Origin of the sequence: Anabaena sp. CCY 9910, assembly GCF_963920875.1 — a bacterium.
Classification (GTDB): Bacteria; Cyanobacteriota; Cyanobacteriia; order Cyanobacteriales; family Nostocaceae; genus Trichormus; species Trichormus variabilis.
The window spans coordinates 1-20457 of sequence record NZ_CAWUDJ010000071.1; the positions used below are offsets into that span (position 1 = coordinate 1).

Genomic DNA, 20457 nt, shown 5'->3' on the forward strand with positions numbered 1-20457 from the left:
CGCCCCTCTCTCAGGCACTTATCCAATATATCTAACCTACTCTTCCTTGTCAACTCTTTTTCCATTTTTTTGGCACTTATTTTTTTATCTCCCTCAAACTCTCCACATACAGGCTTTTCAGGCACCCCTACACCAGCACAAAAAAGCCCATACAGTTCAAATAGGTTTCTTTCGATAGCATTTGATAGCATTTCCAACTTAAATGAGTCGTGACGTACTAATGAACGTCAATCGATGTCGATACAGAGACTGATATTCTTGGAGGGTAATTTTTTCGTAACTTACTTGTACAGAAGCGACTATATCAACAGATTTTGTCGTGGTTATGACGGTGACTGATTAAATACCCACTTTAACCACTGGCCAAAAGAACTGACTGCATTTAAACGGCGGACACCAGGTGCATGGGCAGAGGCGAGTCCATCGAGGGAAACTAAGGCAGCGTACTGTAAACCCAAGAAACTATCAACTGCTGCATAAGGACCACCAAGGGTAATTGCCCCTGCTGCATACATTTGCCCTTTACTGTGCCGCATTTCTGGGATTTCAAAATTATTGGCGACTGTTAAGCGCCCTAGGTAGTTTAAGGGTAAGTTGTATTGTTTTACTAGGTCATCTAATAAAGGACTGGCTTGCACTTTGGCATCTAAACCAGTAGCGTCAACAATAAAATCAGCCGTCAGTTTCATTTCCCCAAAACCTTTTTCCTGGATTTTGGTGATGGTACGGTTTTGTGAATCTCTTTCTACTCCCAACACTTCGCCAAAGGTAATTTGATACCAACCTTCTCTTAACCCTTGTTCTGTAATGCGTTGCCAGTCCTGACGGTCGGCGGTGGTTGTACCACCCCAGTCTGTTAGTAAGCGTTTGCGTTCTTCTGGAGTGGCTTTTTCTAACATGACGCGGAGTTCACCACTCCAGCAGGCTTTTGGCCAGTTGAATGGTTGAAACTCGTAATGGTTTTTGACTAAACGTGTGGCTTTTTGGAATGTGTTGCCTTGGGGCTTGGGCGATCGCATCAAGTGCAAAACTGTAATATTAGGATTTTTGCGCCTTGCTTCATAAATGCGTTGGACTATGCGTGAAGCGACAATTCCTCGACCCCGAATTAAGACTGTACCACCTTGATGTTCTAATTGCTCATATACATGGTCGTGTGCTTCATAAGCATTGACGACAGATTTAAAATCTCGGTACTTCTCTCTATAAGCTTGCAAATCAGGGAGAAACTGAATTGCTGGATACCCTGTAGCTAAATGTAAATAACGACTAACTAAAAAAGCATGATTGCCTTGCCCACGAGAATAGGCTACACAATATCTCCCGTCATCAGTTTTGCGAATTGATCTGACTCGCCCATAGCGATAAATTTGATTCCAGTTAATGCGTGTGGCTTCTCTATCAATGGAATCAAAAACATTTCTTGCACGGGGAGTATAGGTTTCGGCAAAGGTTGGTTCAGCAAATACTTGCCATAGATACTGTAATGCTGATTTCAACTGACCTTTAGTGCAGTCCCGCCAGGCTTCTCGCCAAGCATAACTAGGCCAACCCCAAATATTATCAGGGCAAGAATCAGAATTTGACCGTAATCTTTCATGTAAAGGTATTTGGGAATTCAGGCAAAGGCGTTTATACCGTGCGTAAGGTTCTGCTTCTAACCCTAGCGCTACAATCTTCTCGACACGAACACCACTAATTCGCAATAAATCAGTCCAAATAAAGCTGCCTAATCCTCCACCAACTGCTAGATAATCACATTCATCTACGGGCAGCCCTGTGGCGTGGAGTGCTTGTACCGGAACCTGTTCTGCTTGAAATACTGGTGGTGGAAAATTGTTTCCTAGAGGTGTGATAGGAGGGCTTGCTGGTAAGTTTGGATCAGGAAGATTGGTGTTGGGATTGAATTGAATTAATGAAGGAGGATTGGTGATTGGCGCGGTGACATGAACTGTGAGTGTCACCATCATGATGTAGGGGCCAATTTGCAATGTATCACCGCTAGTCAGAACACTACGTTTTTGTTGCTGACCATTGATGAATATACCATTAACACTACCTTGGTCAATTACTATTAGTTGGTTGTTTTCCCAGACAATGAGAGCGTGGTAACGAGAAACTTGATCACTGTTTAGCAACATTCTGGAAACGCGCTTTCCGTCCAATTCGGCAGGTAAACGCACGAATTCTCGACCAAAGGCAATAGGCACATCCAACTTTGGTTCTCGCCGTTCTCCGGTTGTTGGGTCTTCCCAAATTAATTGAATTTGTAGGTTAGTCATTGGTCAGTTGTCAGTAGTTTTTTATCCCTGATATCTCCCATTGTCGATCTCGTCAATTCGGTGCTACTAATACGCTGACGGCTGCGGCTAAAGATGTGCCGCACCAAGGACAGCCGACTGGCAGATTTTCCAGTGAAGATACGCGATGGCATTTTGGACACTCTAAACCGTACACCCCTTGTGGTGCAGATGGATGATGATGTATTGGTGATGGTGCTGGCTGTTGACGTAGAGGAGGTGTAATTGGCTGAGGGCTGGCAATGGGTGGTTGCGGTAGGGATAAAACAGTGGCGGCGATGGTGTTAATAGTAATAGTTGTGATGTGAAGTTGAGCTTGACCTAAGTAGATGATACTGCCTTGCTTTAAAGGTTTTTCACCTTGAATTAGTTGTTGTCCATCTACGAGTGGGGGATTTTGCGATCGCAAATTTCTGATATAAAAGTTTTGCTGCTGAGAATGAAAAAATATTTCTACGTGCAGCCCCGATACCGTTGGGTTAGTTAAAACGATATCGCACCGGAGAGGATCTCTACCAATGCGGACAGTGCCAGGATTTTTACTTGGCTGTTGTTCGTAAATTTGCTGAGTTTTATTTTGACCACCGTCTTGCCACTGGAGAGTTAGTGCGTTCATTTTTCTAACTTGGGTAACTCTTGTTTAGCTACTTCAACTTCCTTCTGTGCGATTCCTAACATGAGTAAGTAGTCGCAAGCAAGTTTTGAGAACAAACTTCAAAAAATTTATATGGTGGCTTGATGACTTTATCGGTTTGATGCTAGTTTATCAGCTACGCGAGTAGTTTCTGGTAAGCGATATTTTGGTGTACATCGCAATACGTAGTCAATAGCGGTTGGTAAACTGATTTTATGTCCACTGGAAACATACACAGGCTTTACTCCTACACGGGTTCGTAAAACTGCACCGATAATTTCACCTCTGTTTATGAGTGGTTGCCAACTGCCTTTGGTGTCTGCTAATTCTTCATGTTTACCAATTAAAAGAGATTTGGCTACACCAATTGTTGGGATGTTCAGCAGTACTCCTAAGTGACTAGCTATACCTAACCTTCGAGGATGGGCGATACCTTGACCATCACACAAAATAATATCTGGTTTTGTTTGAACTTTTTCTAGGGCATCAAGTACTGCTGGGATTTCTCGGAAAGAGAGAAAACCAGGAATGTAGGGAAATGACGTAGGACGGTACGCAAGGCTAGTTTCGACAACTTGTAAATCAGGAAAACTCAGTACTGCTACTGCGGCACGGCTAATTGTGCCGTCAGCTTCAAAACCCATATCAACACCAGCGACGTACTGCACGGGTTGTGTAAATTGGTCTTGTGTAATTACTTGATGTCTTAATTCTTCTTGAATAGTTATGGCTTCTTCCACCGTTAACGGCCAAGGATGAGGTTGGTAAATCTGCATATATAAAAATTGGTTGTAAATAATAATTTTAGCAATTTCAATAAATGTACGTAGCTATTTAAAACATTTGTGAAATTTTTAACTATTGTTGGTTACGTTAGTAAATAGGGAATCTTAAGAATAAAGAAATTATTGCTTAATTTTCGGCTGTACTTGCTTATGTCACAGGAAAAACTTGTAAAACTTGCTAAACGAGGCAATACTCAGGCGATCGCATTTTTGATGAATCGTCACCTAAAGCCCAAAGGCATCACGGCAAAAGTTCTCCTGAAAGATGCTTGCTTGCAGGTAATGCTGGAATCTACCAAAGTTCCCAATCAACAATCCTTAGTTGCATTTGTGCATAAAGGAATTACCAGTTTAGGTACTGGGTCTATTGAGAGAGTAAAAGTGTATGGACGGCAAACAGGTGAAGAGTTGCCAGCTTGGACTGAAGAATTTGAAGTAGGGAAAATAGAACCAGTAGATAAGCCTCATATTGTCACTGTTTCTATTACTTTGAACGGTGACATGGAATGTGGATTAACGAGTCAAAATTTTGAAAGTATCGCTAATCAAATGACAAAGGATATTTTGTCATCTTGTAAAAATTATTTAGTTCAAAAAGTCAGTATAAGTAATGGTGTATCTGTAATTACGCAAGAACGTTAGTTTTTAGATATTTAATACCAATTCTCTATGAAGTTGCACCAAATATAAGTAGAGACGTTGCATGCAACGTCTCTACAGTACAGAGTAGAGTGCATCTATGGCTACGCCAGGCAAGCTACATCAAGAAACGGTATAACTCCTTTAATTAGACATATTTTTTACAGAGTATTAAGTCTTGTAGTACTTAATTTTTATCTATTAATCGCGTCTAGTGACGCGATTAATAACTGTATATCAACCAGGAGGCCATGCCATTGGTCGCCCACCTAGAATATGTAAATGCAGGTGGTAAACTGTTTGCCCCCCATCATTGCCATTATTGATGACGACACGATAGCCATTCTCCAGTCCAGCTTTTTGAGCAACACGTTTAGCGGTTAACAAAAGATGTCCCAAAAGAGCGTGATCATGAGAATCTGCATCAGAAAGTTTGGCAAGGGGTTGTTTAGGAATAACCAGGATGTGTACTGGTGCTTGGGGATGCACATCTGTAAAAGCCAGGGCTAAATCATCTTCATAGACGATATTGGCGGGAATTTCTCGGCGAATAATTTTACTAAAAATGGTCTCTGTGGTTTCACTCATGCGGTTATAAGAACTCATCTGCTAGAGATTCTAAAGGGTTACTGTTCACATAAGAAAGATTTAGCCAATGCTTGCTAGAGTCTGGAGTGCATCAATTGTCGGCATCGATGCCGTGAAAGTAGGCGTAGAAGTCGATATATCGGGGGGTTTGCCGGGAATTGTGGTTTTAGGGCTACCAGATTCAGCCGTTCAAGAATCAAAAGAAAGAGTCAAAGCAACTCTCAAAAATGCGGGTTTTGCCTTTCCAATGCGGAAAATAGTGATTAACTTGACTCCAGCAGACTTACGCAAGGAAGGCCCCTGTTTCGATTTGCCTATTAGTATAGGGATTTTAGCTGCTTCTGAACAGGTTAACTCTGACTTGTTAGGAGATTATCTTTTTTTGGGTGAAGTTTCTCTCGATGGTAGCTTACGTCCGGTAGCTGGTGTTTTACCGATCGCTGCTACTGCTAAAAAAATGGGGATTGCAGGCTTAGTTGTACCTGTGGATAACGCTCAAGAAGCTTCCGTGGTGGAGGGTTTAGCGGTACATGGCTGCAAGAATGTATCTGAGGTTGTGGATTTATTAAATCACCCTAGCAAGCATCAGCCAGTAAATTTAGACGCATCACAAGAACTCACACCAGTATCTCATGCGATCGCCGACTTAAAGGACGTAAAAGGACAAGCGCATGGTCGTCGTGCTTTGGAAATTGCGGCGGCTGGCGGACATAATTTGATTTTTGTCGGCCCTCCAGGTAGTGGAAAAACCATGTTAGCAAGGCGCTTACCTGGGATTTTACCACCTTTGAGTTTTGCTGAAGCCTTGGAAGTAACTCGCATTCACTCTGTGGCTGGGTTGTTGAAAAATCGTGGTTCCCTAGTGCGCGATCGCCCTTTCCGTAGTCCTCACCATTCAGCCTCCGGGCCTTCTCTGGTAGGTGGTGGTGGTTTTCCTCGTCCTGGTGAAATCTCTTTATCACACAGAGGGATTCTTTTCCTAGACGAGTTAACAGAATTTAAACGTGATGTTTTAGAATTTCTCCGCCAGCCTTTAGAAGATGGTTATGTCACCATTTCTCGTACTAGACAATCTGTAATGTTCCCCGCACAGTTTACTTTGGTGGCGAGTACCAATCCCTGTCCTTGTGGTTACTACGGTGATACTATTCAACAGTGTACTTGTTCACCCAGACAACGAGAGCAGTATTGGGCAAAACTTTCCGGCCCGTTGATGGATCGAATTGATTTGCAAGTGGCTGTCAATCGCTTGAAACCAGAGGAAATCACCCAACAACCTACAGGAGAAGAGTCCGTTTCTGTGCGGGAAAGGGTACAAAAAGCACGCGATCGCGCCATTAATCGCTTTCAAGAAGAGCCTAATCTGCGTTGTAATGCCCAAATGCAGAGTCGTCATTTGCAAACATGGTGCAAACTAGATGATAGTAGTCGCAGCTTATTAGAAGCGGCAATTAAGAAGTTGGGTTTATCTGCTAGAGCCAGCGATCGCATTCTGAAAGTCTCTCGGACTATTGCAGATTTGGCAGGTGAAGACGAGCTAAAACCTAATCATGTTGCAGAGGCGATTCAGTATCGGACTATAGATAGGATGCAGTGATATAGCTGGGGACTAGGGACTGGGTACTGGGCGAAAAGTCTTGTTTTGTCTAGGTTGTATCATCTATTGATGTCCTAACACTACTCGCAACAGCTATAGCTAGATTATTGTTGGACTATCAGGACAGTCAAAAGAACAATTTAAATCTTGTTAGCTGGGTTTCAATGGCTCCTGTGAGAATTTTATTTAGTTCTTTGCTGTCTCGAAATGGCAAGATTTGTTGTGTGGGTAGGTCGAAAGGAAATTTCCCTTCTCCTTGATAATCTGGACGTTGCAGATGTGCTAATAAGATTTGTTCTGTCCGCTTGCTTTGAATAGCGTAACCAATTTCTACACAAACATTAGGGCTAGGAATTAATTGTTGTATTTGTTGACTATCAATACTAGCAATGGGGGTAGTGTCTGCAATAAACAATAAACTCTTACGTAATTTTCTCAAAATAGTGCGATTTAAACGTAAGGGCGCGTCTTTGGGGCGAGACGATTCTACTAATGTCAGTGGGATGCGCGATCGCAAGTTTAATTTTTCTACACTCTTTCCCAGTCCTTCCCTGAGAATATCACTAGCATCGGCATATTCAGTTTGAGAGGAAAAGAAAATCGTTGGTTCTAACTGAGCTAAAACTGTCTGCTTGGTGAAATAAATTTCATGGCTAATTAAGTCTATGTTGGCTACACAGTAGCTACCGCTACCTTCAACATAAAATTCTACATTTTCTCCCTCCAGATACCGCCCAAACCAAGTGGAATGTTTAACAGCATCGCTATCTTCTAAAAAGTCTGCACGTAATGCCGCTCTCAGCAAGCTTTTTTTACTAAGACGAATATCTGGCGGCCGTTTTTCTAGTTCAGAAATTGGCTCATAATCCTGAAGATACCATGCTCTGAGCGCAATAATTGACATAAGGCGCTATGTTTAGTTGTCTAAAGGGTTTGTTGTATTGCGTATAAGTTTACACGGGGTTTTGAATATTTCTCTAATATTTACTAAGTGTTTACAAACACTGTTCATCCTCTGAGCAGAATCAGCAGGAGTCAGCGAAAATCATAATACTTTGAGTAGAGTCTCTATTGCTTTTTGTTTTTGTGGGTCTACTCCTTGTGCATATTCCAAGGAAAAGGGAACGTTAATATCTGGGGTAACACCTTTACCTTCTAATCTTTGATTATCATTGAGAAAAACATCCGCGACTGCTACGTAAACTAAGCTGCCATCCTGCATAATATAAGGACGACCAGCAACTACGGCTCCTGTTGTTTTAGTGCCGATGACTTGCCCAATTTGATTTTGTTGAAAGTTAAACGCCAAAATTTCCTTACTGCTGCGGCTTCCTTCGTTTACCAACATCACTACAGGTTTTTTCCATTGATAATTATAAGTATATCGGCGGCCGTTACGTTGAACATGAGTGACACTGGGACTTTGTTCAGCCGTGAAGATGTTGAGATAACTAATATCTCCCCCTCCCCATCCATCTCGGAGATCCAAAATTAACCCATCGGCGTTTTTCAGGCGACCATAGATTAGCTCATTCTGAAGCTGTTGCTGATACGGATCAGCTGCATTTGACCAGATGTGGACATAGCCAATCTTTTTATTTTCTTGTTCGAGGATCTCAATGCTAGCCATTTGAGCCTCCAAAAACATTGTACTGGCATCAAACATCTTTGGTACTATAGTAATTTCTTGGCGACTGCTTAATTGAGGCGATGGCGTACCGCCCACCGTAGGCGATCGCTGGATTAACATTTTGACTGTTTGCCCTGCTTTATCCGCAAAGGAGCCTATGGGGCAATATAGATTACCATCAACATTAATAATCTGGTCACCTACTTTTAAGCCAGCTTTGTCAGCAGGACTTTCATCTAAAATAGAGCTAACAAAAGTCTTACCATTGATTTCTTTAGTAAATAAACCAATACCAGAGTATTCAAATTTACGGTTAGGAAAAAACTTTTTTAATTCCTTTGGTAACTCTATACCTTGACCATAAAAAATGCCTAAAAGTTGATAGTAAGCCAGATCATCTTGAGTATAGTAACGGGTGTGGGAAGTTTTGAGTTCAGACAACATTTGATTGAAAATAGCAGCAACCTCTTGATCTGACTTAGCTTGTAACACTTCAGGCTTATACTTTTCTTTAATTACTTGCCAATTGACTCCATTCATTTTTGGATCATAAAAATTATCATTTACTGTTTGCCAAACTTGCTCAAAAATCCGAGTCTCAGGTTTAGCTAGTAATGGCAAAAGTGGCGAATTTACCCATATAGTAGGCAAAATAAAAATACTTAAAGAAAGCGCCAGAAGTAAACGCTTAAATAGTAAAAATAGAGATTTTTTCATCGGAATTTTGACTGTTAATTTAGGAATACCACAACAATGGATGAAAATGTTCCAATATAAGTTCCGTACCTAAATACAAAATCTAATATAATTAACTGACAGATAAATATCTGAGAGTCTATATTTTTCTCAAATGAATAAAATGTAGCTAAAGAAAATAGGCAAGAGGATGTTAATTTAAAATATAATCACACCATCTAGTTCTGACAACATTTGCTCAAGCATATCTTCCATCATTTCTTGTTGTAAGGAGGATAAACTTTCTGGCCCATTAAGAAATTCTTTGATAGTTATTTTCTGCGCTTTAAAATCTTTAACAAAATCACGAATTTCTGTAACTAAGTTAATTTGTATTTCCATAGATTCCAACATTTGGGCAATAGGATCTATGCCTTGTTTCGCCGCTTTGCGCGCGTCGGAAACCATTACACCTTCAGGTGTGTTTTTCACTACACGTAATTCTTTCTTTAAATTTTCATATTGAGTTATCAAGATTTCATTCTGCTGTGCTAAATTCTTACATTTTCTAGTTAAATCATCTTCACTATTATGATCAATAAGCTCCCCTACCTGATGCTTTTGCTCAATTTCTAGGAGTCTTGCTAAATCTCCTTCTTGGTAAGCTTTATTAATTTCCTTCATAATTTCTGTATAATTTATCTGCGTTTCACTATCTTTTACCTTATCAGGATGAAATATTTCAGCTAACCTCAGAAATGTCTGACGAATTTTTCTCGATTCATCTGTTCTATTTACAGGTGAAAATCCTAATTCCTGTTGTGTTTGTCCATATTGACTTTGGCGTGAATTATTTTCTTGCTGAGAGTCATCAAAAGTCTCATCGAGTTCTATCTCTGGCTGTCCGCTCTCAAATTTTGGACTGATGATCCCAGTCATCTGGAGATTAAGATAAACTGCCTTTACTTTCTTCTCAGTTTGTTTACTGAATTTTCTAGTAGTAAAAATCTCTGCAAATAGAGTGTGGATTTCTTTATCTAGCTCTGATATTTTGGTAAATCCAGGACTGGCTCGATGGAATGTTTCTGTTGCTAAAGAACGCATCCGTTCAATAAAATTTTTCAGTTCAGTTCGCTTGCTTTTAATTTTTTTCAGTAAAGCTTGATGTTCTTTTTCTAGTCCTGCCAAGCGGATATGTAGCTGAGAGAGAGCTAATGGTGTTGTATCCGTCGTATGAGATGTGGATGAGGTTTTGCGAGGCATAGGAGATGCAGGTCAGTTTTAGATTTTAAAGAGTCTGTTTTTTTGGGTTAATACCCATCGATTATACTTTCTAAATAATACAGGATCTATAACAATGAGTTACAGCAGAGGTATCTATGTTAGAGATATTCATTTATAATCATTGTTTAGCTAATCAATAATTGAATGTTCACATATCTATTTTAGAGGAATTTAATGTTAAGAAAAATAGCAATGAATATTATATATAAAGAATTTATTAACATATTTTACACCGTGAAAATTGCCATTCTACTTCAGCGTATAATTTACTAAAATCCATGAATTAGATAGTATAGATATACTCTGATAATCTTTTTGATTTATTGCTATTAATCTCACTATTTTAATTCAACTGAACCTAAGTCTATTTGATTAATCCCCAAGAAGGGTATTTTACATCTCTACTTACAGAAAGAGGCAAAATTACTAATCCATCTTTTAACATAAACCAAAGTTAGATTGAGTGGAGTGGAATTATGCCTTATCAACAAATAAGTGAATTACCTCAAGACATTAGAGAAAAGTTACCAGAACACGCTCAACAGATTTTCTTTGCAGCTTTTAATGCGGCTCAAAGTGATGGTTTGAGTGAAGAAGGTTCGGCTGATGTTGCTTGGAATAGTGTGAGAAATGAGTACAAACAAGGTAACAATGGTCAATGGCAAAGAAAAGCCGAAGACTCAGCAACACATCATAAATCTATCACAACAGGTGGTAACTAAACATAATTTGTTATCCCTAATAATTTACGGCTAGGCTAACACCTCCGTAGATTTATTGGTAGATTTTTGTTGTAAAAACCAAAACCAACGTAATTCGTAATTAACTTATTTAGGGTTTTAGATTCCAACCAATGGAAAACCACTAATTCTATAATTGAGTGGATTAAGCCTGAAGTTTACGAATTACGATTTTTTATTATGCTGATCCAAAAAGATGAACTGAGTATTCGTCTCATGGAAGATAGCGAATTAGACTATCAGTTAATGGCAAAATAGTTGACCGATGAGCAAATACTACAGTTTTATGAAGGCAGAGATAATCCTTTTAACTTAGAAAAGGTTATAGAAACATACAAACCCATCATTATAGGAAGCGAGCCAGTTAAGCCTTGCCTTATCAGTTATAAAAATGCGAAGATTGGCTATTTACAATACTATTCAGTTGCCGAATTACCAGAGATAGATCAACAAAAATACTGTCTAGATAATACAGATAAGGTCTATGGCATCGATTTGTTTATAGGAGAACCCAATTATTGGCATCGGGGGATTGGTTCCGAAATATTAAGAATGGTTATAAGGTATATTTTTGAAGTATTCTTAGCTGCTCTGATTGTGGTTGATCCCCGTGTTGACAATATTCGTGCTATTCGGTGCTATGAGAAATGTGGGTTTGTGAAAGTCAAGTTATTACCTGTTCATGAACTGCATGAAGGAAAGTACTCAGATTGCTGGCTGATGGTCATAGAGGGAAATAAATCATTACACTGAGAGTTAGTTGCCTTACTGGGATAGAATGTCCCATAGAATTTATGACCGAACAGACTAAGAGAATTGTAATTCTGGGTGGAGGCTTTGGCGGTCTCTATACAGCTTTACGTCTAAGCCAATTACCTTGGGAAACTCAGCAAAAACCAGAAATTGTACTGGTAGATCAAAGCGATCGCTTTCTATTCTCCCCCTTATTGTATGAATTACTCACAGGAGAACTGCAATCATGGGAAATTGCACCGCCATTTATTGAACTTCTCGAAGGTACAGGTATACGTTTTTATCAAGCAGTTGTTTCTGGTATTGATATCGACCAGCAACGGGTACATCTGCAAGATGGCCCAGAAATCCCTTACGATCGCTTAGTTTTAACACTAGGTGGTGAAACACCGTTAGATTTAGTTCCTGGTGCCATATCCTACGCCTATCCTTTCCGTACTATTGCTGATACCTATCGCTTGGAAGAACGTCTGCGAGTATTGGAAGAGTCAGATGCAGAAAAAATCCGTGTAGCAATTGTTGGTGCTGGTTATAGTGGTGTTGAGTTAGCTTGTAAGTTAGCAGATAGACTAGGGGAAAGAGGACGCTTCCGTCTGGTGGAAATCAGCGATCAAATTTTACGCACCTCCCCAGATTTTAACCGCGAGGCTGCTAAGAAAGCTTTGGATGCAAAGGGTGTTTTTATTGATTTAGAAACCAAAGTTGAATCAATAGGACAAAATACTATCTCCCTAGAGTACAAAAATCAAGTGGATACCATTCCCGTAGATTTGGTAATTTGGACTGTGGGTACAAGGGTGACAAACGTAGTCAAAAGTCTCCCTTTTAAACAGAACCAGCGTGGCCAAATCACTAATACACCAACTCTCCAAGTTCTTGACCATCCAGACATTTTCGCCCTGGGAGACTTAGCTGACTGTATTGACGCTGAAGGTCAGCAAGTACCTGCTACCGCACAAGCCGCTTTTCAACAAGCAGACTACGCCGCTTGGAATATTTGGGCTTCTCTGACTCAACGTCCCCTGTTACCCTTCCGTTACCAACAGTTAGGGGAGATGATGGCACTAGGTACAGATAATGCCACCCTGACAGGTTTAGGAGTCAAACTAGATGGCTCTTTGGCTTATGTTGCCCGCCGTCTCGCCTACTTGTATCGATTACCAACATTAGATCATCAACTTAAAGTTGGCTTTAACTGGCTTGTACGTCCTATTATAGAAACAATTTACTCAGCAGTGGATGCTGTGAATGAAAAGGGTACTAGGTATTAGGGATTGCACTTCCTTGCTCGAACGCTTTCGCGCAGGGAAGCCAATGACCAATGACTAACATTCATAATTTGCAAGCAGTTTAATGGAAAGGCCTAAAGTTATTTTTGTGGATGCTGTAGGGACACTCTTCGGCGTTAAGGGTAGTGTCGGAAAAGTTTATAGTCAAATAGCCCAAGAGTTTGGTGTAGAAGTTGCACCGGATATTGTGGATAAAGCATTTATTGAAAGTTTTAAAGCATCCCCGCCGCCCGTATTCCCTGATGCTGACACTGAAGATATACCACAACTTGAATTCGAGTGGTGGCGTAGAATTGCCCTGAATACTTTTGAAAGTGCTGGTGTTCTGCCCCAATTTGCTGATTTTTCCAGCTTTTTTGGTGAACTATATATTCACTTTGGGACTGCGGAACCTTGGGTGATATATCCTGATGTTGTGCAATCCTTAAGCAATTGGCAACATATAGGAATTGAATTAGGCGTTTTGTCTAATTTTGATTCACGGCTGTACTCAGTTTTGCAAAGCTTAGGTTTGAGTCACTACTTTTCTTCTGTGACTATTTCCACTCAAGTAGGTGCAGCAAAACCTGATCCCAAAATTTTTGCGATCGCTCTAGAAAAACACAATAGTTCTCCTGAAGAGGCATGGCACATTGGCGATAGCATTGAAGAAGATTATCAAGGAGCAAAAGCAGCCGGGTTAAGAGGTGTTTGGATTAATCGAGAGAAAAGTTATAACTGAAAAATCAAAGATGCAAAAAGAGCGGATAAATACATTTTTTAATGTATTTACCAACTCAAGTTTCAACTATGGCAAGTATGCAAAAAACCACTAGGGCTATTTCTATAGGAAATATTTAAGCTCAATTATCGTGATTCAGTTCCTTGATTGGGGCTACCAGCAACATCATCTTCACCCGGTGATTCTGGTTTAGCACTATCTCTCGCGTTAGACTCAGCAGCAGTGCCAGTTTTACGAATCTCTTCGTTGAGGGGAGTTTGGTAGCCCCCAGAAGCTGTAGTATCTTGACTATTAGACTTTGCTTTTTTCTCTTCAGACATAACTCATACTCCTTTTTTTATTCTTGCCCATCATTTTAATAAAATAATATTGGTGATTTTATCTACCTAAAATCTAGTAATTTCTCTTTTGTGTCTCTATCGAAAGTATTGTTTAGGATTACTGATATACATTTACCTAAACCCTCAAAATAGGCGTTTACTACAAAGTATAGAGAAAATCGAAATATGATTTTTACAAGTTTTTATAAAATATTTTGCAAATGCTGCTAGAAATGATCTTTGCCAAATATGATAATGGTTGCTGTTTATCTGTCTTGAGGCTGTAGACAACCAATATAACCTTCCATAGAATTAAATATAACATTTGCCTAACTAATAGAAGCTTAACAATATTTCGATCAGTAGTTAAATATGGTTTTCAGAAATCCAAGATAACTGGGACTTTCTTAATTAGCCATCACCAATTATTTATGAAAAAGTTAACTGTTTAATTCCCTATGAAGATTTCCCAACTTCGCGCTGTAGTTGCAGTAGCAGAGCGTGGTAATTTTAGTGAAGCAGCTTTAGAATTACAGCTGACACAGCCGGCGGTTAGTCATGCGATCGCTACTTTAGAAGAAGAATTGGGTATACCTTTATTTGCCAGAGGTCGTCATGGCGCTGTATTAACACCAGTGGGAGAGCGAATTTTACATCATATTCGCCAAGCAATGCAGCACTTAGAAATGCTACAGGAAGAAGCCAACATCCACAAACATTTATACGGTGGTTATGTAAGAGTCGCAGCTTTTCGTTGTGTAGCCACTCATTTGTTACCAAAAGCGATCGCTCAATTTCATGAGCAATTTCCCGAAGTTAATGTCACAATCATCGAATGTCTTTCTTGTCTCGACGTAGAACAGTGTTTGCGTGAAGGTCGTGCCGATATAGGTGTTACTTCTTTACCCACTAGAGATGAATTTACAACATGGGAAATTCTCAGAGATGAATATATTGCTTTACTACCACCAAAAGCCCAAGTTAATAGTTGCCACCTCACTTGGGAAGATATCGCTAGATACTCACCAGTAATAGTGTCTCGTTCAGCTTCTGAAAAGTCCCTTAATCAAAACCTCAAACAGTTAGCACCTTTTATCAACATTACCAGCCATATTCCAGAAGACTCCATGATTGTTAACATGGTTCATCAAGGATTAACAGCAGCAATTTTGCCTCATTTAGCAGCAATACCAATTCCCCCAGGCGTACAAGTTCATAGTTTACCAAAGCCTTTAGAAAAAGTAATTTATGTAGCTATTAGGCCTCAGTCACTCCATATTCCATATGTATTTAAATTATTAGAAATGCTCAAGGATTTTGATTTTCCTACTTTAGCCAAATGCACTTTTTAATTTGTAATTAAAAATTATAAATGACTTCTCTAAGAGGTTGTTTTAAAAGTGGTAAGATGTGATTTTAATAACTTGTTGCTCCCCCTAACCCCCCTTAGAGGGTGACCTTGACATTAGTTATGTAGTATTTTTGTGCTATTCGTACTTAATGGAATTATCCAATGACACATATCCTCCAGCAAGTTTTTAGGATGAAAAAACTCCTCATCCGGCTGATATTGCCTTTTTTGACTATTATTCTAGCTGCATCGCTATCTAGCTCCCCTGCACTAGCTTCAGGAGTGTATCAAATACCAAACCTGACAGATTCTACATGGGTATTAGACCAAGGTGATGTAATTAGCCGCATCAATGAAGGTGCAATTAGCAGCAGCTTAGAGGAGTTGGCAAAACAGACAGGTAAGGAAGTCAGATTTGTGACTATCCATCGCCTAGATTATGGGGAAACACCAGAAAGCTTTGGTCAAGCACTGTTTGAAAAATGGTTTCCTAACAAAGAAGCTCAAGCAAATCAAATTTTGTTAGTACTGGATACAGTGACTAATGGTACTGCAATTATTACTGGAGATGAAGTCAAGCCTTTACTCACAGATGCCATTGCCAACAGCGTAGCTGAGGAAACCTTGGCTGCACCCTTACGAGACGGTAATAAATATAATCAGGCATTTTTAGATGCCAGCGATCGCCTAGTTGCTGTTATCTCTGGTCAACCTGATCCTGGCCCCCCACAAGTCGTTGACAAAGTACAAGTAGAAGGCACATTCAAAAAAGCCGGAGAAACCGATAAAGGTAACGCCACTGCTTGGGTAGTAGGACTTTTAATTGCTGCTACCATCATTCCAATGGCCACTTACTACATCTACCTAGCTGTTCAACCATCATCTGAAGGCTAGGTTTAGGAGATAGGGAGTAGAGAGCAGGGGAAGAATGATTTTCTCAATGACGCTCTAATCCCTACTTATTACTCCTTACTCCGTACTTAATCTTGCACGTACTCTTGCCCTGCGACCAAAGCGACTTCAGCACGGACAAATTCACGACCTAAATAAGCCGCATGATCTAACATAGTTACGGGACAGGGCTGAGTTTCTTCAAAAATTTTGACACAAAGTTCCTTGGCTGTTCTTCCAGCAAAAACAGTTGTATAAGTTCTTTCTACCTTCCCTCTAGCAGGAATTACTTTGCCTGTTTCTGGGTCTACTGCTAAACCACGTTCGTCAATGATATTTGTAAAATGCTTGGCATAAATCAAGCCAGCAGTTTTATCTATATAGATAATGAAGTATCCGTTTGGGTCAAGGTCAATATGACGCTGAGAAAGTTTATTATCAATTGCAGCTAAATCTTCAACTATCAAATCCATAAGCTTTAAAAATTAAATTTCTTTATTCAGGGATTTTACACTCCATATCAAGTGTAAATCTTTATTCGTTACCTGTTACCTGCAATCATCAGTATTTAGAGACAAGTAGTAGGAAGAAATCGGGGAACAGGAAAAGCAAAAAAGAAAACTATGCACCGTTGACAACTGACAACTAACTATTTACTTTTGACTAAAAGGTAACTCTGCATTAATAGCTGCAATTTCCTGCTCTTCTAATTGATTCACTTCATTAATGTAAGGGCGTAAAATTTGTCCTAGACGACTATTATAAAAGCGATGGAGACTATAATTAGGTGCAGCCGGAAAACCGCGACGTTTTTTATGTCTTCCGCCAGCGCCAGGATCAAAACTTTGAATACCATTAGCGATCGCCCACTCAATTGGTGCATAATAGCAAGCATCAAAATGTAAGCAATCGATTTCTTGAAAACTGCCCCAATAACGACCATATAGGCGATCGTCTTTAAACAAACAAAAAGACATACCCAGAGGCTGACGGGGATCTTGCTCGTGATAAGCAGGGAAAAACACGACCCGATGGCGATAGTTATGGTGTAACTGCTCAAAAAATTGCTTTGTTAGATACTTGCTACCCCACCAACCAAACTTGTCACAAGTATCAGCATAAAACTGATACATCAAAGGAAATAAAGACTTAGGGATGGCATCACCCGTTACGGCTTGCAGTTGTAAACCCGCCTTTTCGACAGCTTTACGTTCGCGCTTAATATTACGACGTTGATTAGCATTGAACACCGTCAAGTAATCATCAAAATTCTGAAAACCTGAATTTTCCCAAATAAAACTATGGTGCAACCAAGCTGTGAACCCTTGTTTTTCTAATACTGGTTGCCATTGGGGATCAACATAAAGAAAATGGCAACTAGAAATATTATGTTTGACACAAAAAGAGTCGATTTCATGCACCATCATGGCAGTAATTTCCTCTTCATCTTCCCCATCGGCAATTAAAAACCGATAACCTTCGGCTGGGGTGAATGGTGTCATACCCAAGAGTTTGGGGTAATATTGTACCCCAATACGTTCTGCTAACTCTGCCCACTGGTGGTCAAAAACAAACTCACCATAGCTATGCCCTTTAATATACAGTGGAGCCACAGCAATCAATGTTCTATCTCGCCACAGTGTTAAGTGATTTGGTAACCAACCAGTTTTAGCTGTAGCACTATGAGAAGTTTCCAAATTATTCAGCCAATCCCACTCCAAAAAAGGAGTTTTGAGTGGTAAAGCTAAAGCATCCCAAGCATCTTGGGGTACTTCAGCGATTTTGTTAATCCAAACGCTGGAATAGCGAGGCTTGAGTTGTTCAACCATATTTGGGGATTGGAGATTGGGGATTGGGGATTAGATAGACCAATGACTAATTTAATTCATCTACCGTTGTAGCTGATAGTGGAGAAAAACTTCGTGTTCCACTTTTTTTACTTCCAAAAGTTGAAGATGGGGAGCTAGTTGTGATGTGAATCCTCTACCATCCACAGGTGTGGGTGCAGTCGCACCACCTAAAATTAATGGGCAGACGGTAAGCCAAAATTCATCTATTAAATCTAATTCCAGCATAGAAGCTACTAATGCTCCCCCACCTAATACTAACAATCGTGCTATTTGTAGTGATGTTAGTTGTTTTAGGACTGTGATAGTATCGATTTCTCCTGTTGGAGTTTCAAAAACCAGAATTCGCTCAAATTCTGAGCGTCCTTGCCAAAAATTCTTGCCTAAAGTTGTTGTAATTAACCAACGCCTAATTGGCTGCTGAAAAAACCTAATTTCCGGATTGAGGTTAGCAGAATGTGTAATCACTATATGAATCGGTTGGTCAGGCTTGCCTTGCTGTTGGCGTTGTTGCAGCAGAACTGTATCTGATACGGTCAATGTTGTACCATAAGCTCGGAGAGTGCCAGCACCTATTAAAACGGCATCAGAGGCAGCAATTTGTTCTTCCAGGTGTGTTTTATCGACACTGGTACCAAATCTAGCAGGCGATCGCCTAAAATCTGCTATCTTGCCATCTGCACTCATTGCCAAAACTACTGTGGTATGAGGACGGTGTTGCACCATAAGGTTGGTTTGATCGTCGGAAATGATGCCAGAAACAAAAGTATCATAACTTTACATAAACGCTTAAATAATCTGTAAGCTGTTTAAATTTTGCAGTTTCCCTTCCTGGGTAGGCGCAAGCTTAGGGACTTCCGTAACATAAATTATTCAATCACGTTTTCCCTCTCCCCTTTGCTCCCCACGCCTTGTCCTCCACCTGCATAAAGTCGGGAATAGGACGAGATATTTTTGAATGGGAAGTCTCTTACCCGTGGGATATTGCGTCACTTGGTACTGGATCTATATGCAGCACAAGTTTCCTTTACATCTACTCTGCTTAAGTTTTTGTATATTACATTGCTTTTTGTATATTAAATATTTGATACTTTTATTTCCTGATAACAAATTTATGATAACTTCATAAATGTCTCCTTTAGCTAGTTTAATTGCCCGTGTTTTCTGTTGTGATGTGCAGTTGCGAAGTGAGACGCTAGATGCCTAGTAACGGTCAATCATCCTTTCGACGTATTTTAGTAACCAGGATTTTGCTCTTGTTTGTCCCGGTGTTGTTTGTTGGACAGATAGCGGCGTTGAATAAGGCACGCTCTAGCTTACTAAAAACTGCGCGACAAAATCTCACAGAAAGTGCTGTCATCAGAGGAGAGAGAATTCTCAATGCGATCGCCACTCTTAAAACCAACTTACTAACTGCCAGCCGCACAACAGTCGTACAGTCTGGTTCTCCAGAAGAGATAGAAGCATTTCTGACACAGCTAGTACAAGCACTACCTAACTATATTGAATGCTTGCAACTAATTAACTGGCAAAATGGTGAAATCGTTGCCAGTAGCTGCGGTAAAAAAGAAATTACTCAATTTGGCCCGCTTCTACCAAGCGATAGCGTAGAACTGAGAAGCATCGCCCCCCCAAAACCTGGAGTGACAGGCCCACGTAATCCCCAAGAGCAATTACAATTACTACTCACTGCCCCCGTATATGATAAGTCTGGAAAATTGCGATATGCTTTAAATCTTCAGTCAGCATTATATAAACAAACTCGTAATCAACCAGGTTCACTCACTGGTTCCACCATAGTCATTGCTGAAGATGGGACAATATTAGCTCACCCCTTATCTGATTTAGTGGGAACTAATATCAAAGAACACTCAGATGCAAAGCAAGTACAAAACATCATCAAAAATGCAATTGCAGGACGTAACGAGCCAATCAATTTAATTTTCAATAATAAAAAAGAATTAGTAGCAGGTTATACAGTAATTGACAGTCCCACAACAATACAGCCACAGCAGAAATGGATAGTCATGTCTGTGACAACTGTAGAAAATGCTCTATTTGGCTTAGAAGAAATCAAACTCATCCTCATTGTTTTAACAGTTGGTTTAATTGGTGCAAGTTTAGTAGCATCTTTGTATCTAGCACCTTACCTAGCTAGTCCTGTGGAAGAATTGCGCGATTATGCTTTAAACATTCATAGCCACCATACATCTAGACGAGTCCCCGATAACTTCAAGATTCGGGAGTTTAACCAACTAGCACAAGCAATCGACCAAATGGTTGATAGGCTTAAAGTTTGGTCAGAAGAAATCGAGACGGCATGGAAAGACGCAAAAAGTGCTAACCAAGTTAAAAGTCACGCCTAATGTGAATTAAGAAAAAAGGCGGGAGAAGTAAGAAGATGAAAGTTACC

Annotated in this window: 20 protein-coding genes and 1 pseudogene; 9 read left to right on the top strand and 12 right to left on the bottom strand. The window is 40.0% G+C overall.

Annotation, left to right across the window (positions count from 1 at the left end):
• From ACM5QX_RS28020 to nfi, 4 genes are all read right to left on the bottom strand, one after another.
• The coding region (locus ACM5QX_RS28020) for a hypothetical protein (RefSeq protein WP_414756497.1) at window positions 1-197 on the bottom strand (197 nt) is incomplete at its 3' end.
• 126 nt (window positions 198-323) lie between these two features.
• Window positions 324-2282 (bottom strand): FHA domain-containing protein, encoded by a 1959-nt coding sequence (locus tag ACM5QX_RS28025; protein WP_414756498.1) that lies wholly within the window; start codon window positions 2280-2282, stop codon window positions 324-326.
• A 52-nt stretch (window positions 2283-2334) separates the two neighbouring features.
• A complete protein-coding gene (locus ACM5QX_RS28030; protein ID WP_414756499.1) occupies window positions 2335-2916 on the bottom strand; it encodes an FHA domain-containing protein in 582 nt (193 codons plus the stop codon).
• A gap of 128 nt (window positions 2917-3044) precedes the next feature.
• Complete coding sequence (gene nfi, locus ACM5QX_RS28035; protein WP_414756500.1) at window positions 3045-3710, bottom strand: deoxyribonuclease V; 666 nt, start codon at window positions 3708-3710, stop codon at window positions 3045-3047.
• Between the two features lie 159 nt (window positions 3711-3869).
• Between nfi and ACM5QX_RS28040 the strand changes: the two genes are divergently transcribed.
• On the top strand, window positions 3870-4361 hold the full coding sequence (locus ACM5QX_RS28040) for a hypothetical protein (protein WP_414756501.1): 492 nt from the start codon (window positions 3870-3872) through the stop codon (window positions 4359-4361).
• A 234-nt stretch (window positions 4362-4595) separates the two neighbouring features.
• Here ACM5QX_RS28040 and ACM5QX_RS28045 read toward each other — a convergent pair whose 3' ends face one another.
• Entirely contained in the window at window positions 4596-4946 is a 351-nt protein-coding gene (locus tag ACM5QX_RS28045) for a histidine triad nucleotide-binding protein (protein ID WP_414756513.1), read from the bottom strand.
• 67 nt (window positions 4947-5013) lie between these two features.
• Between ACM5QX_RS28045 and ACM5QX_RS28050 the strand changes: the two genes are divergently transcribed.
• Window positions 5014-6543, top strand: a complete 1530-nt coding sequence (locus ACM5QX_RS28050) for a YifB family Mg chelatase-like AAA ATPase (RefSeq protein ID WP_414756502.1) — start codon at window positions 5014-5016, stop codon at window positions 6541-6543.
• A 127-nt stretch (window positions 6544-6670) separates the two neighbouring features.
• On the opposite strand, the gene ACM5QX_RS28055 is transcribed toward ACM5QX_RS28050, so the two are convergent.
• The 3 genes from ACM5QX_RS28055 to ACM5QX_RS28065 all read right to left on the bottom strand — a co-directional run bounded on the left by ACM5QX_RS28055 (window position 6671) and on the right by ACM5QX_RS28065 (window position 10111).
• Entirely contained in the window at window positions 6671-7447 is a 777-nt protein-coding gene (locus tag ACM5QX_RS28055) for a hypothetical protein (RefSeq protein WP_414756503.1), read from the bottom strand.
• Window positions 7448-7588: 141 nt separating this feature from the next.
• Complete coding sequence (locus ACM5QX_RS28060; RefSeq protein WP_414756504.1) at window positions 7589-8890, bottom strand: S41 family peptidase; 1302 nt, start codon at window positions 8888-8890, stop codon at window positions 7589-7591.
• Between the two features lie 177 nt (window positions 8891-9067).
• A complete protein-coding gene (locus ACM5QX_RS28065) occupies window positions 9068-10111 on the bottom strand; it encodes a J domain-containing protein (RefSeq protein ID WP_414756505.1) in 1044 nt (347 codons plus the stop codon).
• 497 nt (window positions 10112-10608) lie between these two features.
• On the opposite strand from ACM5QX_RS28065, the gene ACM5QX_RS28070 reads away from it, so the two are divergent.
• The 4 genes from ACM5QX_RS28070 to ACM5QX_RS28085 all read left to right on the top strand — a co-directional run bounded on the left by ACM5QX_RS28070 (window position 10609) and on the right by ACM5QX_RS28085 (window position 13635).
• Window positions 10609-10854 (top strand): ChaB family protein, encoded by a 246-nt coding sequence (locus ACM5QX_RS28070; RefSeq protein ID WP_414756506.1) that lies wholly within the window; start codon window positions 10609-10611, stop codon window positions 10852-10854.
• Between the two features lie 276 nt (window positions 10855-11130).
• Window positions 11131-11625 (top strand): GNAT family N-acetyltransferase, encoded by a 495-nt coding sequence (locus ACM5QX_RS28075; protein ID WP_414756507.1) that lies wholly within the window; start codon window positions 11131-11133, stop codon window positions 11623-11625.
• Between the two features lie 41 nt (window positions 11626-11666).
• Window positions 11667-12896 carry an NAD(P)/FAD-dependent oxidoreductase gene (locus ACM5QX_RS28080; RefSeq protein WP_414756508.1) on the top strand — a complete coding sequence of 410 codons (1230 nt, stop codon included), beginning with the start codon at window positions 11667-11669 and terminating at the stop codon, window positions 12894-12896.
• Between the two features lie 82 nt (window positions 12897-12978).
• Entirely contained in the window at window positions 12979-13635 is a 657-nt protein-coding gene (locus ACM5QX_RS28085; protein ID WP_414756509.1) for an HAD-IA family hydrolase, read from the top strand.
• A 125-nt stretch (window positions 13636-13760) separates the two neighbouring features.
• On the opposite strand, the gene ACM5QX_RS28090 is transcribed toward ACM5QX_RS28085, so the two are convergent.
• The gene (locus ACM5QX_RS28090; protein WP_011317663.1) at window positions 13761-13955 is read right to left on the bottom strand and encodes a hypothetical protein; all 195 of its coding nucleotides are present in this window, start codon (window positions 13953-13955) and stop codon (window positions 13761-13763) included.
• Between the two features lie 458 nt (window positions 13956-14413).
• Here ACM5QX_RS28090 and ACM5QX_RS28095 point away from each other — a divergent pair, with 458 nt between their 5' ends.
• Window positions 14414-15307 carry a LysR family transcriptional regulator gene (locus tag ACM5QX_RS28095; RefSeq protein ID WP_414756510.1) on the top strand — a complete coding sequence of 298 codons (894 nt, stop codon included), beginning with the start codon at window positions 14414-14416 and terminating at the stop codon, window positions 15305-15307.
• A gap of 161 nt (window positions 15308-15468) precedes the next feature.
• Window positions 15469-16200, top strand: a complete 732-nt coding sequence (gene psb32 / locus ACM5QX_RS28100; protein WP_414756511.1) for a photosystem II repair protein Psb32 — start codon at window positions 15469-15471, stop codon at window positions 16198-16200.
• Window positions 16201-16286: 86 nt separating this feature from the next.
• On the opposite strand, the gene ACM5QX_RS28105 is transcribed toward psb32, so the two are convergent.
• The 3 genes from ACM5QX_RS28105 to ACM5QX_RS28115 all read right to left on the bottom strand — a co-directional run bounded on the left by ACM5QX_RS28105 (window position 16287) and on the right by ACM5QX_RS28115 (window position 18770).
• A complete protein-coding gene (locus tag ACM5QX_RS28105; protein WP_010998241.1) occupies window positions 16287-16670 on the bottom strand; it encodes a DUF4346 domain-containing protein in 384 nt (127 codons plus the stop codon).
• A gap of 180 nt (window positions 16671-16850) precedes the next feature.
• A complete protein-coding gene (locus ACM5QX_RS28110) occupies window positions 16851-18026 on the bottom strand; it encodes a GNAT family N-acetyltransferase (protein WP_011317659.1) in 1176 nt (391 codons plus the stop codon).
• Window positions 18027-18086: 60 nt separating this feature from the next.
• Complete coding sequence (locus ACM5QX_RS28115) at window positions 18087-18770, bottom strand: RibD family protein (RefSeq protein ID WP_414756512.1); 684 nt, start codon at window positions 18768-18770, stop codon at window positions 18087-18089.
• 473 nt (window positions 18771-19243) lie between these two features.
• Between ACM5QX_RS28115 and ACM5QX_RS28120 the strand changes: the two are divergent.
• Window positions 19244-20401 (top strand): annotated as a pseudogene (locus ACM5QX_RS28120) (two-component sensor histidine kinase); the annotation flags it as partial.
• Window positions 20402-20457: the final 56 nt, after the last annotated feature.

Bases quoted from the DNA above. Each gene is read 5' to 3' on its own strand.
- ACM5QX_RS28060 (WP_414756504.1), bottom strand. From the start codon at position 8,890: ATGAAAAAATCTCTATTTTTACTATTTAAGCGTTTACTTCTGGCGCTT.
- ACM5QX_RS28045 (WP_414756513.1), bottom strand. From the start codon at position 4,946: ATGAGTGAAACCACAGAGACCATTTTTAGTAAAATTATTCGCCGAGAA.
- ACM5QX_RS28050 (WP_414756502.1), top strand. From the start codon at position 5,014: ATGCTTGCTAGAGTCTGGAGTGCATCAATTGTCGGCATCGATGCCGTG.
- ACM5QX_RS28095 (WP_414756510.1), top strand. From the start codon at position 14,414: ATGAAGATTTCCCAACTTCGCGCTGTAGTTGCAGTAGCAGAGCGTGGT.
- ACM5QX_RS28105 (WP_010998241.1), bottom strand. From the start codon at position 16,670: ATGGATTTGATAGTTGAAGATTTAGCTGCAATTGATAATAAACTTTCT.
- ACM5QX_RS28085 (WP_414756509.1), top strand. From the start codon at position 12,979: ATGGAAAGGCCTAAAGTTATTTTTGTGGATGCTGTAGGGACACTCTTC.
- psb32 (WP_414756511.1), top strand. From the start codon at position 15,469: ATGACACATATCCTCCAGCAAGTTTTTAGGATGAAAAAACTCCTCATC.
- ACM5QX_RS28065 (WP_414756505.1), bottom strand. From the start codon at position 10,111: ATGCCTCGCAAAACCTCATCCACATCTCATACGACGGATACAACACCA.
- ACM5QX_RS28025 (WP_414756498.1), bottom strand. From the start codon at position 2,282: ATGACTAACCTACAAATTCAATTAATTTGGGAAGACCCAACAACCGGA.
- ACM5QX_RS28040 (WP_414756501.1), top strand. From the start codon at position 3,870: ATGTCACAGGAAAAACTTGTAAAACTTGCTAAACGAGGCAATACTCAG.
- ACM5QX_RS28090 (WP_011317663.1), bottom strand. From the start codon at position 13,955: ATGTCTGAAGAGAAAAAAGCAAAGTCTAATAGTCAAGATACTACAGCT.
- ACM5QX_RS28080 (WP_414756508.1), top strand. From the start codon at position 11,667: ATGACCGAACAGACTAAGAGAATTGTAATTCTGGGTGGAGGCTTTGGC.
- ACM5QX_RS28110 (WP_011317659.1), bottom strand. From the start codon at position 18,026: ATGGTTGAACAACTCAAGCCTCGCTATTCCAGCGTTTGGATTAACAAA.
- ACM5QX_RS28070 (WP_414756506.1), top strand. From the start codon at position 10,609: ATGCCTTATCAACAAATAAGTGAATTACCTCAAGACATTAGAGAAAAG.
- nfi (WP_414756500.1), bottom strand. From the start codon at position 3,710: ATGCAGATTTACCAACCTCATCCTTGGCCGTTAACGGTGGAAGAAGCC.
- ACM5QX_RS28030 (WP_414756499.1), bottom strand. From the start codon at position 2,916: ATGAACGCACTAACTCTCCAGTGGCAAGACGGTGGTCAAAATAAAACT.
- ACM5QX_RS28115 (WP_414756512.1), bottom strand. From the start codon at position 18,770: ATGGTGCAACACCGTCCTCATACCACAGTAGTTTTGGCAATGAGTGCA.
- ACM5QX_RS28055 (WP_414756503.1), bottom strand. From the start codon at position 7,447: ATGTCAATTATTGCGCTCAGAGCATGGTATCTTCAGGATTATGAGCCA.